The 15,406-nt window shown below is 70.0% G+C and carries 14 protein-coding genes, 1 tRNA gene and 2 pseudogenes; 5 read left to right on the plus strand and 12 right to left on the minus strand.

The genetic code is table 11. From position 1 onward, the window contains the following. From E3T42_RS08315 to E3T42_RS08325, 3 genes and pseudogenes are all read right to left on the minus strand, one after another. Positions 1–361, minus strand: a pseudogene (locus E3T42_RS08315) (hypothetical protein); the annotation flags it as partial. Positions 362–859: 498 nt separating this feature from the next. Then, positions 860–1,482, minus strand: a pseudogene (locus E3T42_RS08320) (inositol monophosphatase family protein); the annotation flags it as partial. A 31-nt stretch (positions 1,483–1,513) separates the two neighbouring features. Next, positions 1,514–1,595: transfer RNA gene (locus tag E3T42_RS08325), tRNA-Tyr, on the minus strand. Positions 1,596–1,752: 157 nt separating this feature from the next. Here E3T42_RS08325 and E3T42_RS08330 point away from each other — a divergent pair. The 3 genes from E3T42_RS08330 (at position 1,753) to E3T42_RS08340 (ending at position 3,746) form a co-directional block, all read left to right on the plus strand. Then, positions 1,753–2,769, plus strand: coding sequence for a LacI family DNA-binding transcriptional regulator (locus tag E3T42_RS08330; protein WP_160141084.1), 1,017 nt, complete (start codon positions 1,753–1,755; stop codon positions 2,767–2,769). Between the two features lie 135 nt (positions 2,770–2,904). Further along, the gene (locus E3T42_RS08335) at positions 2,905–3,153 is read left to right on the plus strand and encodes an SCO4226 family nickel-binding protein (RefSeq protein ID WP_134367028.1); all 249 of its coding nucleotides are present in this window, start codon (positions 2,905–2,907) and stop codon (positions 3,151–3,153) included. Positions 3,154–3,257: 104 nt separating this feature from the next. Then, entirely contained in the window at positions 3,258–3,746 is a 489-nt protein-coding gene (locus E3T42_RS08340; protein WP_104170455.1) for a YajQ family cyclic di-GMP-binding protein, read from the plus strand. Between the two features lie 196 nt (positions 3,747–3,942). On the opposite strand, the gene E3T42_RS08345 is transcribed toward E3T42_RS08340, so the two are convergent. Genes E3T42_RS08345 through ubiE form a run of 3 tightly spaced genes read right to left on the minus strand, consistent with a single transcriptional unit; the run spans position 3,943 to position 7,167 of the window. After that, the gene (locus tag E3T42_RS08345) at positions 3,943–5,328 is read right to left on the minus strand and encodes an FAD-dependent oxidoreductase (protein WP_134367027.1); all 1,386 of its coding nucleotides are present in this window, start codon (positions 5,326–5,328) and stop codon (positions 3,943–3,945) included. A gap of 10 nt (positions 5,329–5,338) precedes the next feature. Continuing rightward, entirely contained in the window at positions 5,339–6,409 is a 1,071-nt protein-coding gene (locus E3T42_RS08350; protein WP_134402809.1) for a polyprenyl synthetase family protein, read from the minus strand. Positions 6,410–6,441: 32 nt separating this feature from the next. After that, positions 6,442–7,167 (minus strand): bifunctional demethylmenaquinone methyltransferase/2-methoxy-6-polyprenyl-1,4-benzoquinol methylase UbiE, encoded by a 726-nt coding sequence (ubiE, locus tag E3T42_RS08355; protein WP_134402810.1) that lies wholly within the window; start codon positions 7,165–7,167, stop codon positions 6,442–6,444. 63 nt (positions 7,168–7,230) lie between these two features. Here ubiE and E3T42_RS08360 point away from each other — a divergent pair, with 63 nt between their 5' ends. Continuing rightward, positions 7,231–8,463, plus strand: coding sequence for an isochorismate synthase MenF (locus tag E3T42_RS08360; RefSeq protein WP_241975920.1), 1,233 nt, complete (start codon positions 7,231–7,233; stop codon positions 8,461–8,463). Between the two features lie 139 nt (positions 8,464–8,602). On the opposite strand, the gene E3T42_RS08365 is transcribed toward E3T42_RS08360, so the two are convergent. The 3 genes from E3T42_RS08365 to E3T42_RS08375 form a co-directional block, all read right to left on the minus strand. Beyond that, complete coding sequence (locus E3T42_RS08365; RefSeq protein WP_134367023.1) at positions 8,603–9,466, minus strand: PPK2 family polyphosphate kinase; 864 nt, start codon at positions 9,464–9,466, stop codon at positions 8,603–8,605. 98 nt (positions 9,467–9,564) lie between these two features. Continuing rightward, a complete protein-coding gene (menD, locus tag E3T42_RS08370) occupies positions 9,565–11,343 on the minus strand; it encodes a 2-succinyl-5-enolpyruvyl-6-hydroxy-3-cyclohexene-1-carboxylic-acid synthase (protein WP_134367021.1) in 1,779 nt (592 codons plus the stop codon). Further along, positions 11,336–11,782 carry a PLD nuclease N-terminal domain-containing protein gene (locus E3T42_RS08375; protein ID WP_134367019.1) on the minus strand — a complete coding sequence of 149 codons (447 nt, stop codon included), beginning with the start codon at positions 11,780–11,782 and terminating at the stop codon, positions 11,336–11,338. Before E3T42_RS08375 ends, menD begins: the two co-directional genes overlap by 8 nt. 71 nt (positions 11,783–11,853) lie before the next feature. Between E3T42_RS08375 and E3T42_RS08380 the strand changes: the two genes are divergently transcribed. Then, on the plus strand, positions 11,854–12,198 hold the full coding sequence (locus E3T42_RS08380; RefSeq protein WP_134367017.1) for a DUF4229 domain-containing protein: 345 nt from the start codon (positions 11,854–11,856) through the stop codon (positions 12,196–12,198). Here the strand turns inward: E3T42_RS08380 and E3T42_RS08385 are convergent. From E3T42_RS08385 to E3T42_RS08395, 3 genes are read right to left on the minus strand one after another with little or no spacing between them, the layout of a single operon-like run. Beyond that, positions 12,172–13,179, minus strand: a complete 1,008-nt coding sequence (locus E3T42_RS08385; RefSeq protein WP_370262060.1) for a 1,4-dihydroxy-2-naphthoate polyprenyltransferase — start codon at positions 13,177–13,179, stop codon at positions 12,172–12,174. The two genes, E3T42_RS08380 and E3T42_RS08385, sit on opposite strands and share 27 nt — an antisense overlap. 16 nt (positions 13,180–13,195) lie before the next feature. Further along, positions 13,196–14,464, minus strand: a complete 1,269-nt coding sequence (locus tag E3T42_RS08390) for an AMP-binding protein (RefSeq protein WP_241975921.1) — start codon at positions 14,462–14,464, stop codon at positions 13,196–13,198. Between the two features lie 6 nt (positions 14,465–14,470). After that, entirely contained in the window at positions 14,471–15,382 is a 912-nt protein-coding gene (locus tag E3T42_RS08395; protein WP_134367015.1) for a 1,4-dihydroxy-2-naphthoyl-CoA synthase, read from the minus strand. Positions 15,383–15,406: the final 24 nt, after the last annotated feature.

A 15,406-nucleotide genomic window follows, 5' to 3' on the forward strand; every position in this document is an offset into this window, starting at 1 on the left:
ACGAGCCGGCGGCCCGCGCGCGGGCCGCCGGAGCCAGACGTTCGGAGGCCGGGGCGCGGCGAACCCGGGCCGGGCGCTCGCGGGGCTGGTCGGCGCGCAGCTGGGCGCGGGTGGGGAAGGGGATCGCCGTTGCCGTGGTCACGGCCGAAACGGGAGCCTGCAGTCGCTCGACACCGGGCGCGGCGGCTTCCATGGCCGGTTCCGGCACGAGCTCGTCCGCAGCGGGGACTTCCACGCTCTCGAGCGGCTCAGCGTCCGGAACGGCGGCTTCGACGAGCTCGACCGGTGCGGCGATGAGGGGCGCGGCAGCGACAGCCTCGCGCGACGCCCGCGCGCGATCGCGCGCATCGCGTTCGCGCAACTCGCGACGCGTAAGGTGCTTCTTCGCGGGGTCACTCGCATCGGGCGAAGGTGCAGCCGATGTTGAAGAGTGAGGGAGCAAAAGGCAGATCTTTCGGCGCGGGGGCGGAGTCACAGTAGTCTTTTCGGCCACTGCAAAAGTAACGAATCACTACACGCTACCAACAGAAGGCCGAATCACCCATTCCGCGAGACGGAATGACACCCGAAAGCGGGGGGGCAAGCATCCGTCTCGACCGCCTGCCCACGAGCCGTCGAGACGGCTCACCTCCCCCGTCTTTCCGGGGCTGGGAGGGGTGCCGGGCGCTACCGGTCAGGGCCGCCGGTCGCCATCCATGAACTCGCCGAACAGGTCGGCCAGGATCGGCTCGAGCGCCGAGTAGAGGTCAGGGGCGCCCGCGATCACCAGGTCGATTCCCTCCCGGTCCGCCCCGAAGCCGCCGACGCGGGCCCCGGCCTCCCGGGCCACCAGCGCGCCCGCCGCGTGATCCCAGGGCTTGAGCCCGCGCTCGTAGTAGAGGTCCAGACGGCCCGCCGCCACCGAGCACAGGTTTCCCGCACCCGGCCGATCAGGCCCCGCACCACGTCCGCCTGCCGCAGCCGCTCGTCCGCCCGGTAAGAGAATCCGGTGCCCAGCAAGGCCAGCGGCACCGGCGCCGCGGTCGGCACCCGCAGCCGGCTCTCGCCCAGCCAGGCGCCGGCGCCGACGGACGCGCTGAACAGCTCGTCGCCGGACGGGTTCCGCACCGCACCGGCGAGCGTTCGCCACGTGGCCGGATCGGGGTCTCCCTCGACGACGGCGATGCTGACCGCCCAGGCGGGGATCCGGTAGAGGTAGTTGACGGTGCCGTCGATCGGGTCGACCACCCAGGTGAGCCCGGATGTGCCCGGCGTCGCCTCCGACTCCTCGCCGAAGAATCCGTCATCCGGCCGCGCCGCGGCCAGCAGCCGGCGGATGAGCGTTTCCGTCTCCCGGTCCGCCTTCGTGACGATGTCTTCCGGGGACGACTTGGACGCGGCGATCTGAACGCCCTCGGCTCGGCGCCGGGCGGCCAGCTCCCCCGCGGCGAGCGCGGCGTCCTGGGCGAGACGCAGCAATTCGGTTGAGCCAGGAGTTGTCATGGCTCAACGCTACGGCGTGCGGAAGAAAGAGTGGCAAGTGAGGGATTCGAACCCCCGAAGTCTAAGACGGCTGATTTACAGTCAGATCCCTTTGGCCACTTGGGTAACTTGCCAATGCGCACCCGACCATATGAAGAACACGTGACCGGAGGCGCTCGAACAGAATACAAGGTTTTTGTCCCCAGTAAGAAATCAGCCCCCGCACCCGGCACTGATCGGCTGGTGGATAAGATCAGAGAAGGCCTGTTTGTCACTTACTTAAGGAACCCAATGGTCGGCATCGACGAGGTTGCTCGGCACGCGGGAGTCTCCACCGCCACCGTTTCGCGCGCCCTGAGCGGCAACGGGCATGTATCCCCGTCGACCCGGCTCAAGGTGGAAGCCTCGGCCGATGAGCTGGGCTATGTCGTCTCCTCCACCGCCTCGAGCCTCGCGTCGGGCCGGATGAAGAACATCGGCGTCGTGGTTCCGTTCCTCAACCGCTGGTTCTTCTCCAGCGTCGTCGAGGGCGCCCAGAAGGCCCTGCTGCGGGGCGGCTACGACCTCACCCTCTACAGTCTCACCGGCGGAGAGGCCGAGCGCCGCAGCGTGTTCGAGCACTTCCTGCTGCGCCAGAGAGTGGATGCCGTGATCGCCATTTCGCTCGAACTCACCGAGGACGAGGTGGCCCGCCTGCATGCGCTGCAGAAGCCGCTCGTCGGCATCGGCGGCCCGATCGAGGGCGTGCGTACCCTGACCGTCGACGACGTCGCCATCGCGCGGCTCGCGACCGAGCATCTCCTCGCTCTCGGCCATACCCGCATCGCCCACATCGGCGGCAACAAGGACCTCGACCTGGACTTCCACCTGCCGACGAACCGGAGGGTCGGTTACGAACAGGCCCTGGCCGAGGCCGGCGTCGTGCCGGACCCGGCCCTCTTCCAGGCCGCTGACTTCACCATGGGCGGCGGGTACCAGGCGGCCAAGCAGCTCCTGGGCAGCCCCTACGACCGGCCGACCGCGATCGTCGCGGCGTCCGATGAGATGGCGATCGGCAGCATCCTCGCCGCCCGCGACCTGGGCCTCGTCGTGCCGCGGGACGTCTCCGTGATCGGGGTCGACGATTACGATCTCGCCGAGTTCTTCGGTCTGACCACGATCGCGCAGTTCCCGCAGGGGCAGGGAGAGAAGGCCGTGGAGATCCTGCTGGACCGGCTGCGCCCCGGCCAGAACCGGTTGTCGTCCCTGAACACCCCGATGCCGTTCGAGCTCGTCGTGCGCTCGACCACCGCCCGGCCCGGCGAATAACCCCGGCAGTCCAACGCTCGCGGGCCATCCGGTCAGTCCGGAACCCGCCCTCTCGCCTTGATCAGTGGAACAACCGATGCTTGACTCGTCGCATCTGCACACGCTGGGCCCAACACGAGAGAAAGGTTGCATCAAATGCCACGATTCATGGACGTGCACGACGGATTCGTCGGGGTCACAAAGGAACAGCTGGCCGAAGCGCACGCGGCCGACGTCGCGATTCAGGACGAGGAGGGCATGACCTTCGAGAAAGCCTGGCTTGATCCCGAGTCGGGCAAGGTGTTCTGCTTGTCCACCGGGCCCTCGAAGGAGGCGGTCATGCGTGTCCACGAGAAGGCCGGCCACCCGACAGGGGAGGTCTACGAACTCGCTGTCGAGGTCTGAGGCCAGCCGGTTTTCGCGTCACCCGCGCCGCCAGCCGAGTCGGGCCGCGCCTTCGAGCGCGGCCCGACCGGGCGAATAGTCGCCCACTGGGTACTATTGCAGGCATGGCAGACTCAACGTTCGACATCGTCAGCAAGGTCGACCCGATGGAGGTCGACAACGCCCTCAACCAGGCGCATAAAGAGGTCGCGCAGCGCTACGACTTCAAGAACGTCGGCGCCTCGATCGAGATGAGCGGGGAGAAGGTGCTCATGAAGGCCAACTCCGAGGAGCGGGTCAAGGCGATCCTCGAGGTGTTCGAGTCGAAGCTGATCAAGCGCGGCATCTCGCTGCGCAGCCTCGACGCCGGCGATCCCTTCGCCTCCGGCAAGGAATTCCGGATCGAGGCCTCGATGAAGGCCGGCATCGACCAGGAGAACGCGAAGAAGATCAACAAAATCATCCGGGACGAGGGCCCCAAGGGCGTCAAGAGCCAGATCCAGGGCGACGAGCTGCGGGTCAGCTCGAAGAGCCGCGACGACCTGCAGGCCACGATGGCCCTGCTCAAGGGCAAGGACCTCGACGTCGCCCTGCAGTTCGTCAACTTCCGCTAGCCACCGAGCCGCCGCCCTCCTCTCGCCGCCCCGGCACCGGGCACCCGGCCACCGCCACCCGCCACCTCCGGCCCGCCGGCGCCCCACCCCCGCCGCCGCGCTCACCAATTCGACGGAGATTTTGCCGATTGCGGCCCGAAAACCCCGAAGAGGGTGTTTTTACCGCAGGATCTCCGTCGAATTCGTTAGGAGCGGGTCAGCCCTCGCCGCGGGAGATCTCGACCATCTCGTCACGCGGCACGACCTTGACGCGCACGCGGCCCTCTGCGGCGCCGAGCGCGAGCTCATGCTGGTCGAGCCGGTGCCAGCCGTCGAGGTTCGTGTACTGGATGCCGCGCTCGTCGAGCAGTTCGACGATGCTCTCCTCGGAGTGGGACTCCGGGCGCCACCAGTTTCCGAGGTCGTTGATCAGGTGACGCACGGTCTCCATGGCGTCGGACTTGGTGTGGCCGATCAGCCCGACCGGGCCGCGCTTGATCCAGCCGGTGGCGTAGACGCCGTACATCTGCGTGTTGGCGCCCTTCGAACCGAACGACGGGTCACCCTTCCAGAGCACCTGGCCCTCCCGGTTGGGGATCACGCCGTGCTTCTTGTCGAACGGCACGCCCGGCAGGGGCGACCCGAAGTAGCCGACGGCGCGGTACACGGCCTGGATCGGCAGTTCGCGGATCTCGCCGGTGCCGACGACGCCGCCCTGCCCGTCGGGGGCCGTGCGCTCGAAGCGGATGGCCCCGACCCGGCCGGTGCCGTCGTCGACGATCTCGAGGGGCTTGGCGAAGAAGTGCAGGTGCAGCCGGCGGCTGGCGGTGCCCGCCGGACGCTCGCGCCATTTGTTCAGGATCTTGTCGATCACGAAGACCTGCTTGTTGCTGGCGACGGCGTCGCGGGCGGCATCGTCGTAGTCGAAGTCCTCGTCGTGGACGACGATGTCGACGTCGCGCAGCTCGCCCAGCTCCCGCAGTTCCAGTGGCGTGAACTTGACCGAGGTCGGTCCGCGACGGCCGAACACGTGCACATCCGTCACCGGCGAGGCCTTCAGGCCCTCGTACACATTGGCCGGGATCTCGGTGCTCAGCAGATCGTCGGCGTGCTTGGCCAGAATGCGCGAGACGTCCAGCGCCACGTTGCCGTTGCCGATCACGGCGACCTCCTTCGCCTCCAACGGCCAGGTGCGGGGCACGTCGGGGTGGCCGTCGAACCAGCTCACGAACCGGGCGGCGCCGTAGGAGCCCTCCAGGTCGATGCCCGGGATACTCAGGTCGGCGTCGTGCACGGCGCCGGTCGCGAAGATGACGGCGTTGTAGTGCTTCTTCAGGTCGTCGAGGGTGATGTCGATGCCGAACCGCACATTGCCGAAGACGCGGATGTCGCCGCGGTCGAGCACATCGCGCAGGGCGGTGATGATGCCCTTGATGCGGGGGTGGTCGGGGGCGACGCCGTAGCGGACGAGCCCGTAGGGCGCCGGCAGGTGGTCGAACAGGTCGATCGAGACGTCGAAGTTCCGTTCCGCCTTGAGCAGGATGTCGGCGGCATAGATCCCCGCGGGTCCCGCGCCGACAATGGCCAATCGCAACTTGGTCATGGGAGCCTTTCTAACTGGATCGTTCCACGATCGTGTCGGCGAAACGGGTGAGGGCCTTCTTGACCGAGCCGTCGGGCAGGGGGGCGAGCGCCTCGACGGCGTCGTGGGCCCAGCCGTGCGCCTCGGAGAGGGTCTGGGCGGTCACGTCGTGCTCGCGCAGGGCGGTGATCGCCGAGTCGGCGGCCTCGGAGACGGCGCTGTTGCTGGTCATCACGTCCCGTTCGAGGCGTTCGAGCAGTGCCGCGGCCGCCGCATCGTGCTGGGCCCGCTCGCGCAGGCGCAGCAGCGGCAGCGTCGCGACGCCGGCGCGCAGGTCGGTGCCGGGCACCTTGCCGGTCTCCAGCGGCTGGGGCGAGAGGTCGAGCACATCGTCGATGAGCTGGAAGGCGACGCCGATCCGCTCGCCGAATTGGATCACCGGCTGCTCGAATTCGTCCGGCGCGTCCGAGAAGATGATCCCGGCCTGCGCGGCGCAGGCGATCAGGGACCCGGTCTTGTCGGCGAGCACCTGGATGTAGTGCTCGACGGCGTCTTCGTCGGCGCGCGGGCCGACCGTTTCGTGCAGCTGGCCGAGCACGAGTCGTTCGAAGGTGTCGGACTGCAAACGGATGGCCCGCTCTCCCAGCCGTGCCATCAGCTGGTTGGCGCGGGCGAAGAGCAGGTCCCCGGTCAGGATGGCGACCGAGTTGCCCCAGACGATTTGGGCGCTCGGCACACCGCGGCGCTGGTCCGCGTCATCCATCACATCGTCGTGGTACAGCGAGGCCAGGTGGGTGATCTCGATGGCCGTCGCCGCGGTCACCACGTCGGCGAGATTGCCGTTGCCGAGGTGCGCGGTGAGCAGGGCGAGCATCGGGCGCACGCGCTTGCCGCCCGCGTTCAGCAGGTAGCGGGTGGTGACGTTGGCGATCTCATCCGTGAAGACGATTTCGCCGAGCAGGCTCGCCTCGACCTGCTCGAGGCCGGCGTCGATGCCGGCGGCCAGGCCACGGTCCTTCGCGCTCGAGAAGATCCGGTCGCTGAGGCCGAGCTGGCTCGTCACGGAGGAGCCGCGACGGAACAGGGGGAGGCTCGGTTTCACTCTGTCAGCCTATCGATGGGTTCTGGGAGGAATCAGGACGTTACGGCCGCGGCATCCGCCGGCTTGACGCCGCGGTGCAGGGCCACAATACCGAGCGTCAGATTGCGGTAGGCGACGGCATCGTAGCCGGCATGGCGCAGCCAGGCACTCAGGGTCGACTGGTCGGGCCAGGCCGCGATCGACTCGCCGAGGTAGTCGTACGCCTCGGCGTTCGACGAGGCGAGCTTGACGACAAGAGGCATGACGTGATTGAGGTAGGCGAAATAGCCGGCCCGGATCGGCGCGAACGGCGGGGTGGAGAATTCGCAGATCACGACGCGGCCGCCGGGCTTGGTCACCCGGTAGAACTCGGCCAGCGCCTTCTTCGGCTCGACCACGTTGCGCAGGCCGAACGAAATCGTCACGGCGTCGAACTCGTTGTCGGCGAAGGGAAGGGCGGTGGCGTCCGCCTGCACGAATTCAACCTGGGGGTTGCCCGCGTGGCGTTCACGGCCGACGTTGATCATGCCCTCGGAGAAGTCGGCGGCCACGACGTGCGCGCCGGTCCTGGTCAGCGCGACGCTGGAGGTGCCGGTGCCGGCGGCGATGTCGAGGATGCGTTCGCCGCGCTTCGGGTTCACGGCGCGGGTCGCGGCCATCCGCCACAGGGCCGCGTTTCCGACCGACAACACCGCATTCGTGCGGTCGTAATGGGTGGAGACCTGATCGAACATGGCAGCGACCTGCTCGGGCTGCTTATTGAGGTCTGCTCTACTCACTCCCTCAGTCTAGGTTGCCCCGGACTCGGCAGGCATCCAGACCGGCTGGCCTAGGCTGAGGACGTGAATGCTCAGGCCTTAACGGTTGAAACCACCCCCCTCGCCGACATCCGCCAACTCATTCTTCTGCTCGACTCGCACGACCCGCTGCTCTGGATGCGCCGCAACCAGGGGCTGGCCGGCATCGGCACGGCCCTGCGGCTCGAATTCTCCGGTCCCACCCGGTTCGAGGATGCCGCAGCAGCCTGGCGCGAGGTCGTCGCCGCTGCGACCGTGACCGACCCGCTCGCCCGCACCGGCACCGGCCTGCTGGCGTTCGGCGCGTTCGCCTTCGACGACACCTCGGCCCAGACCAGCGTGCTGATCGTGCCGCAGGTCATCGTCGGCCGCGAGAACGGCCTCTGCTGGGTGACCCGCGTCTGGCCCACCGGCACGACGCGGCCGGCGATCCCGCTCGGCCTGCACCCCCTGGGCAACGAGTACCGGATCTCCCTGCTCCCCGGCGCGCTGACGCCCGACGGGTATCGCCGGGCGGTCGGCGAGGCCGTGGGCCGGATCGCGGCGGGCGACCTGAACAAGGTCGTGCTGGCCCGTGACCTGGTCGGGCGGCTGCCCGCCGAGTCCGACCTGCGCCGGGCCGTGAGCGAGCTCGCGCTGGGCTACCCCGACTGCTGGTCCTACGCCGTCGACGGCCTCGTCGGCTCCAGCCCGGAGACGCTGATCCGCGCCGATCACGGCGAGGTGAACGCCCGCGTGCTCGCCGGCACCGTGTCCAGGGGCGCGGATGCCGCGTCCGACCTCGAGGCGGCCCTCCAGCTGGCCACCTCCACCAAGGACGGCGACGAGCACGCGTTCGCCGTGCAGAGCGTGCTCGCCTCACTCCGGCCGCACACCTCGCACCTCACCACGAGTGAGATCCCGTTCACGGTGAAGCTGCCGAACCTCTGGCACCTGGCCACGGATGTCGAGGGCACCCTGAGCGACGGATCGAACTCGCTCGACCTGATCGCGGCCATGCACCCCACCGCCGCGGTCGCCGGCACCCCCACGCAGACGGCCCTCGCCCTGATCCGCGAGCTGGAGCCGTTCGACCGGGGCCGCTACGCCGGACCGGTCGGCTGGGTCGGCGCGGACGGCGACGGCGAGTGGGCCATCGCGCTGCGCTGCGCCCAGGTCAGCCCCACCGGCGACGTCACCGCCTACGCCGGTTGCGGCATCGTGCTCGACTCGGAGCCCGACCGCGAGCTCGCCGAGACCCGGATGAAGTTCCGCCCCGTCGTCGAGGCCTTCGGCTGACCCGTTCCCCATCCCCCCTCGCCCCCTCGCCCCCTCGCCCCAGGCGACCCCCAGGCCCGCGAGTGCGGGCAAAACGCCGGCATGGGTTGGGCTATACCGACGTTTTGGCCGCATTGGCGCCCGTTAGGGGATTCTCGGGTCAGGTGGCGGCCAGGCGAGCCTTCTCCTGGGCGACGTCGAACGTGGCGGCCGGCCAGGTCAGGTCGAGGCGCTGCAGGGCGTCGATCAGAAGGTGCTGCACGACCAGCCGGGCGTACCATTTCTTCTCCGCCGGCACCACGAACCACGGCGCCGCCGAGGTCGACGTGCGTTCAAGGGCGATCTGGTAGGCGTCCATATAGGCGTCCCATCGCATCCGTTCGTCGACGTCGCCGGGGTTGTACTTCCAGTGCTTGTCCGGCCGTTCCAGCCGCTCGGCCAGGCGTTCCTTCTGGTCGTCCGAGCCGATGTGCAGCATGACCTTGATGATCGTGGTGCCCTGGCCGACGAGTTCGTTCTCGAACTGCCGGATCTTCTCGTAGCGGTCCTCAATCTCGGCGGGCGAGGCCAGCGCGCGCACCCGGCCGACCAGCACGTCCTCGTAGTGTGAACGGTCGAACACCCCGATCAGGCCGACCTCGGGCAGTCGCCTGCGCACCCGCCAGAGGAAGTCGTGGGCGCGTTCCTCCTCGGTGGGAGCCTTGAAGGCGGACAGACGGACGCCCTGCGGATCGACAGAGCCGACGACGTGGCGCACGATCCCGCCTTTGCCGGCCGTGTCCATGGCCTGCAACACGAGGAGCACCCGGAGCGGGTCGCCGGACCGGCTGTTCGCGAACAGCATCTCCTGCAGGTTTGAGAGTTCGCCGACCCCGGCGTCGAGGGCGGCGTCGGCGTTCTTCTGCCCCACCCCCGCGAAGCCGGGCGTGCCGCCGGGGTCGACGTCGGCGAGCCGGAATCCGGCGGTGACTCGCAGCCGCTCCCTCGGATCGTCCGTCCAAATTTTCTCATTGTGTCCGCCCACGGTGCGCCCCTTCGTCACCTCCAGTCTGGCTCGGCAGGCTCGCGCACGCCAGCAGCAAGGCGGCGCGGCGACTCAGGCGACTCGGCCGACGAAACCGATCAGCGAGTCAGCGGCACCTCGAGGAGGCTCGGCCCGGCATGCGGCGCGGTGAGGGCCCGCTCGAGGTCACTGCGGGTCGCGGCCAGGCCATAGGACCAGCCGTAGGCCGCGGCCAGGTTCGCCAGGTCGATCTTCTGCGGGGTGAAGAGCACCCGGTTGACGGATTCGGCCCGGGCGGATCCGGCCACCTCGAGACCGTCGAAGATGGTGCCGCCGCCGTCGTTGCCCACGATCACCTGCAGGCGAGGCAGGGCCTCGCCCGGCGAGAGGAGGAGGGATCCGACGTCGTGCAGCAGGGTCAGGTCGCCGAGCAGCAGCCGGGTGACTCCGGTGGATTGCGGCGTCGGTCCGGTCTGGCTGGCCAGCGCGATGCCGACGGCCGTGGCCACGGTGCCGTCGATGCCGGCCAGGCCGCGGTTGGAGTGGGCGGAGATCTTCTTGCCCGGAACCCGGCGGTCGGCCTCGCGGATCAGCCGTGACGCCCCGAACACGAGCCGGTCGTGCGGCCAGGAGGCACGCCACACGGCGTCCACGAGCATCGGCCGGCTGATCGGAGCGCGCATGGCGGCGAGCTCCTGCCGGGTGATGCCGCGTTCGCCGATCGGGGTCGCATCCCGTGCGACCTGGACGGCCAGCAGGTGGCGGCTGGCCATGACCCAGCGGCCGAGCCATTCCCGTGCTTCCGGGCGCTGGGCCGCCTGCGCCGTCTCCTCCGGCACACTGGCCGCGCGGGCGAAGACACGCACGCGGTGCCCGGGGTTGAACCACTCGGCGCCCGTCGGAGCGACCACGATGGTGTCCACGCCGTCCTGCTTGAGCAGGGCCGGGATCTCGCGGCTGAGGGTGGGGTGGCCGAACACGATCACGCGTTCGATCCGTGCGCCCAGGTCCGATGCGTTCAGCAGCTCCCGGTAGACGGCCACGAGGTTCGGCCCGAACCGGGCGCCGCTGCACACCTCTGCCAGCAGGGGCCAGCCGCCGGCGCGAGCGAGTTCCTCGGCCGCAGCACCCGCCCCGGCACCCGCGATCACCACCGTGCGCGGGCCGGCCTCGACCACGACGACCGGCACCGACCGGTCGTCCGCCCGGGCAGGAGCAGGGGCAGGAGCAGGAACGGAGGCAGGAACCGAGGCAGCTTCAGCAGGCGGTTCAGCAGCAGGTTCACCGGCCGGGTGCTCGAGAATCTCCTCGGGGGTGAGAACCACCGGGGCCGACAGGGGCTCCCGGAACGCCAGGTTCAGCTGCGCCGGACCCGGGTCGGCCGAGAACGCGCCGGTTGCCGCATCCGTCGCCTGCCGGGCCAGGGCCACGGCCACCGCGTGCTCTTCGGCCGCCCCATCGGGCGCCGGAATGTCGACGCACAGGCGGGTGGCCACGCCGAACAGGCCGGGCTGCACGGTGGTCTGGTTCGAACGGATGCCGCGCAGCTCGCTCGGCCGGTCGGCCGTGAGCAGGATCATGGGCACCCCGGAGTGATGCGCCTCGAGCACGGCGGGATGCAGGTTGGCCACGGCCGTGCCGGAGGTGCAGATGACCAGGGCGGGCAGTCCGGACTCGACCGCGAGCCCGAGCGCCAGGAAGCCGGCGCCCCGCTCGTCGATGCGCACGTGCAGCCGGATCAGGCCGATCCGCTCCAGCTCGGCGCAGACGAGCGCGAGGGCCTGGGACCGGGCGCCGGGGCTGAGCACCACATCACGGAGCCCGAGGCGCACGAACTCGCCCAGGAGGGCGACGCTGAAGTCCGTGGCCGGGCTACCGCTGGCGACGCGTTCAGGCATCCCGACGGCCAGGCAGGTCGCCTTCGCCTGGTTCGGACTTCTTCGGTTCCAACCCGCCGGCGCCGGTCTGGCCGGGGCCGCCGGGGTTCCGGGAATCCGGGGTGCCGATCTCCTTGTCGAGATCGGCGAGTTCCTGTTCGAGGGCCCGGAGGTGTTCCTGCTCTGACTTGGCCCGGTCGAGGCCCTTGAGGAAGTCGATGTCGTCGTCCGGGGCGACGGAGCGCACAATTCGGCCGCCGTTCCGGCCGGCGCCCGTGCGACCACGACCGATCAGCAGCCAGAGCACGGGCCCGATCACGGGGATCAGGATGATGACGAAGATCCAGACCCAGCGCGGAAGCCCGCGCACGCGGGAGTGTTGGAGCAGCGCGCAATCCACCAGCGTGTAGATGGTGAGGATGACGACGACGACACCGAGGGCGAACAGCAGGCGGACCATGCAAATAGTTTAGGGCGCTCAGCCGTGAGATCGGTGAGTGATCGTTCATGCCCGCGACCTAAACTGAAGGCATGAAAGCTGTTCCCGCCTGGCTGTCCTACTCGGTCCTCCGCGTGCTCCTGTTCGCCGTTCCGCTCGCGGTCCTGCTCACCCTCCAGTTCGAGTGGTGGCTGGCCACGGGTCTGGCTGCCCTGATCGGGGTCAGCCTGTCGTACATCCTGCTGCGCAAGCCGCGCGAGAAGGTCGCCCTCGACCTGTACCAGGCGCGACACCCGGAGAAGGACGTGATCCACCCGGATGCCGCCTCGGAGGACGCCTCGCTGGATCGCGCCGAAGCGGCCGCCGCGTCGGAGTCATCCAGAGTACAGGCGTCGGAGTCGCCCAAGGCGTCAGAGCGCGAACGCCAGGCCGAGTAGCACGCCGTAGGCCAGGGCCGAGAAGCTGGTCAGCTTCAAGACCAGGATCAGCTCGGCCGACGTCTTCGCCGTGACCGTGATCACCGCGGCCGGCAGCGCCAGCAGCAGCACGAAGAACGTGAAGCCGGCCAGCGGGTAGAACAACCAGAAGAACCCGGCGATCCCGAACGGCACCAGCAGGAACACGCAGAACGCGATCCGGGCGGCCCGGTTTCCGATCAGCACCGCCAGGGTGCGTTTTCCGGACGCCTTGTCCGGCATCAGGTCGCGCAGGTTGTTGACCATCAGCACGGCCATCGCGATCAGGCCGATCCCGACGCCGCTCAGCCAGCTTTCCGTGTTCACGGTGCCGACCTGCACGAACGTGGTCCCGATCGTGGCGACCAGGCCGAAGAAGACGAACACGAAGACCTCGCCCAGCCCGAAGTAGCCGTACGGCTTGCGGCCCCCGGTGTAGAACCAGGCCGCGACGATGGCGGTGGCGCCCACCAGCAGCAGCCACCACTGCCCGGTCAGCACCACGAGCGTGAGGCCGGCCAGCGCGGCGAGGCCGAAGAAGGCCAGCGCCACGGTCAGTACGCTGCGCGGGGTGGCTGCGCCGCTCCCGGTCAGACGGGCGGGCCCGATCCGGTTGGCGTCGGTGCCACGGATGCCGTCGGAGTAGTCGTTGGCATAGTTCACGCCGATCTGCAGGCACAGGGCCACCACCAGGGCCAGCACCGCGCGCACCGGGTGGAAGACACCGGGGCCGCTGGCGACGATGGCCGCCCCCGTGCCGAGGGCAACGGGCGCGATGGCGAGCGGGAGCGTGCGCAGGCGCGCCCCGGACACCCAGTCCGCCGCCGTGGCGGGACCGGACCGTCCGCGCGCGGCCACCGCGCTCTGGCGTGCCGGATTGCCGGATTTGCCGTGCGTCTTCGTGGACGCCGGGCGGTTCGCTCGCTGCTGTGTGGGCCGTTCCGGCCGCGCTCTCTGTGTCACGCGCCCATTTTACGGGTCACCGACCCGGTTCGTGCCCCCGCTCGTGCCCGGGTTCGCCCGCGCCGCGCAGATCGTCCAGGAGCCGGCCGAGCGCCTGCCGGTCGGGTTTGCCGGAAGCGAGGTGCGGGATCGCGGACACCGTCACGATCCGCGCTGGCCGGGCGGCACGGCCCAGAACGGATGCCACCGCCTCGCCGGCTCGGGCGAGCGCGGCCGGATCCGCGCCCGGCCCGGTCCCTGCCCCGGCAGCGCCGTCCCGCACGATCACCGGGACCTGCCCCCATTGCGGGTCGTCGACCCCGACCACCTGGGCCTCGCCGAGGCCGGGCAGTGCGCGCACGATCCGTTCCACGGCGTCCAGCGACACCTTCTCGCCCCCGGAGATGATCACGTTGTCCATGCGCCCGAGCACCCGCACGACCCCCGTGGCGTCGTCCACCTCGCCCAGGTCGCCGGTGCGGTACCAGCGCACCCCGCGCACGTCGACGAAGCGGTCGCGGGTGAGCTCCGGGTCGTCCAGGTAGCCCTCCGCGAGCACCGAACCCGAGATCTCCAGCTGCCCGGCGACCGAGCGCACCTCGGTGTTGCCGATCGGAATCCCGTTGTAGACGCAGCCGCCGGCGGTCTCCGAGGAGCCGTAGGTGGTGATGAGGTTCAGGTCGAGTTCCCGCGCGCGCTCGAACAGCCCCGGCGGCAGGGCCTGGCCGCCGACCAGGATGCCGGTGAAGCGGCGCAGCGTGGCCCGGAGAAAACGGTCATCGGCGGCCGCTGTGACCAGCCGCGCCAGCTGCACCGGCACCACCGAGGTGAAGCGGGACGGATCGGTCAGCAGGTCGGCATGGGCGGCGAAGACCGCCGGATCGAAGTGCCCGGCCGGCAGGACCACGGGCGTCGTGCCGGCGGCGAGGGAGCGCACGAGCACCTGCACGCCCGCGACGTAGTGCGCCGGCAGGGCCAGCAGCCACTGGCCGGGGCCGCCGAGCCGCCCGCTGGACGCCGCCGCGCTGCTGAGCAGGGCGTCGGTGCTGAGCATCACGCGCTTGGGCCGCGCGGTCGACCCCGAGGTCTCGATCACCACGGCCACCTGGCGTGGCACCCGCGCCGGGTCCCGGTCCGCGCCCACGCCCACGCCCACGCCCACGCCCGGAACGGTCGGCGCCCCGGTTTCGGGGTCCGGCCCCGGCACCGGCATCACGGCGTCGTCGCTGTTGGCCAGCGCGCGCCGCAGCGGTTCCATCAGGTCGAGCGGGTCACCGACGGGGACCACCCGCAGCACACGGGTCATGGCCGCCTAGAACTGCCAGTCGTACGGGCCCCAGTCGGGGTCGCGCTTCTCGAGGAAGGCGTCGCGCCCCTCGACGGCCTCGTCCGTGCCGTAGGCGAGGCGGGTGGCCTCCCCGGCGAACACCTGCTGGCCGACCAGGCCGTCGTCCACGGCATTGAAGGCGAATTTCAGCATCCGGATGGCGGTGGGCGACTTGGTCAGGATGGTGCGGGCCCAGTCCAGCGCCAGGGCCTCGAGCTCGGCGTGCGGCACGACCGCGTTGATCGCCCCCATCTCGAGGGCGCGCTGCGCGGAGTATTCGCGGGCGAGGAAGAACACCTCGCGCGCGGCCTTCTGCCCGACCTGCCGGGCGAAATAGGCGCTGCCGTAGCCGGCGTCGAAGGAGCCGACGTCGGCATCCGTCTGCTTGAACTTGCCGTGCTCGGCGCTGGCGATGCTGAGGTCGCAGACCACGTGCAGGGAGTGCCCGCCGCCGGCCGCCCAGCCGGGGATGACCGCGATGACGACCTTGGGCATGAACCGGATCAACCGCTGCACCTCGAGGATGTGCAGGCGTCCGCCCCGCGCCTTGTCGATGCCGGACGCCGTCTCGCCCTCGGCATACTTGTAGCCGTCCCGGCCGCGGATGCGCTGGTCGCCGCCCGAGCAGAACGCCCAGCCGCCGTCCTTCGGGCTCGGTCCGTTGCCGGTCAGGAGCACCACGCCGATGCGGGGGTTGATCCGCGCGTCTTCCAGGGCCGCGTGCAGCTCGTCCACGGTGTGCGGGCGGAACGCGTTCCGCACCTCGGGGCGGTTGAACGCCACCCGGGCGATCCGACCGGTCAGATCGTGGTGATACGTGACGTCGGTGAGAGCGTCGAAACCCGCGACATCCTGCCACTGGGTCGGGTCGAAGATCTCGGAAACCTGTTCGATCATGCCCCCAGCCTACGCGGGCGGGGC

This window comes from Cryobacterium sp. TMT4-10, from assembly GCF_004403275.1.
Taxonomy (GTDB): Bacteria; Actinomycetota; Actinomycetes; order Actinomycetales; family Microbacteriaceae; genus Cryobacterium; species Cryobacterium shii.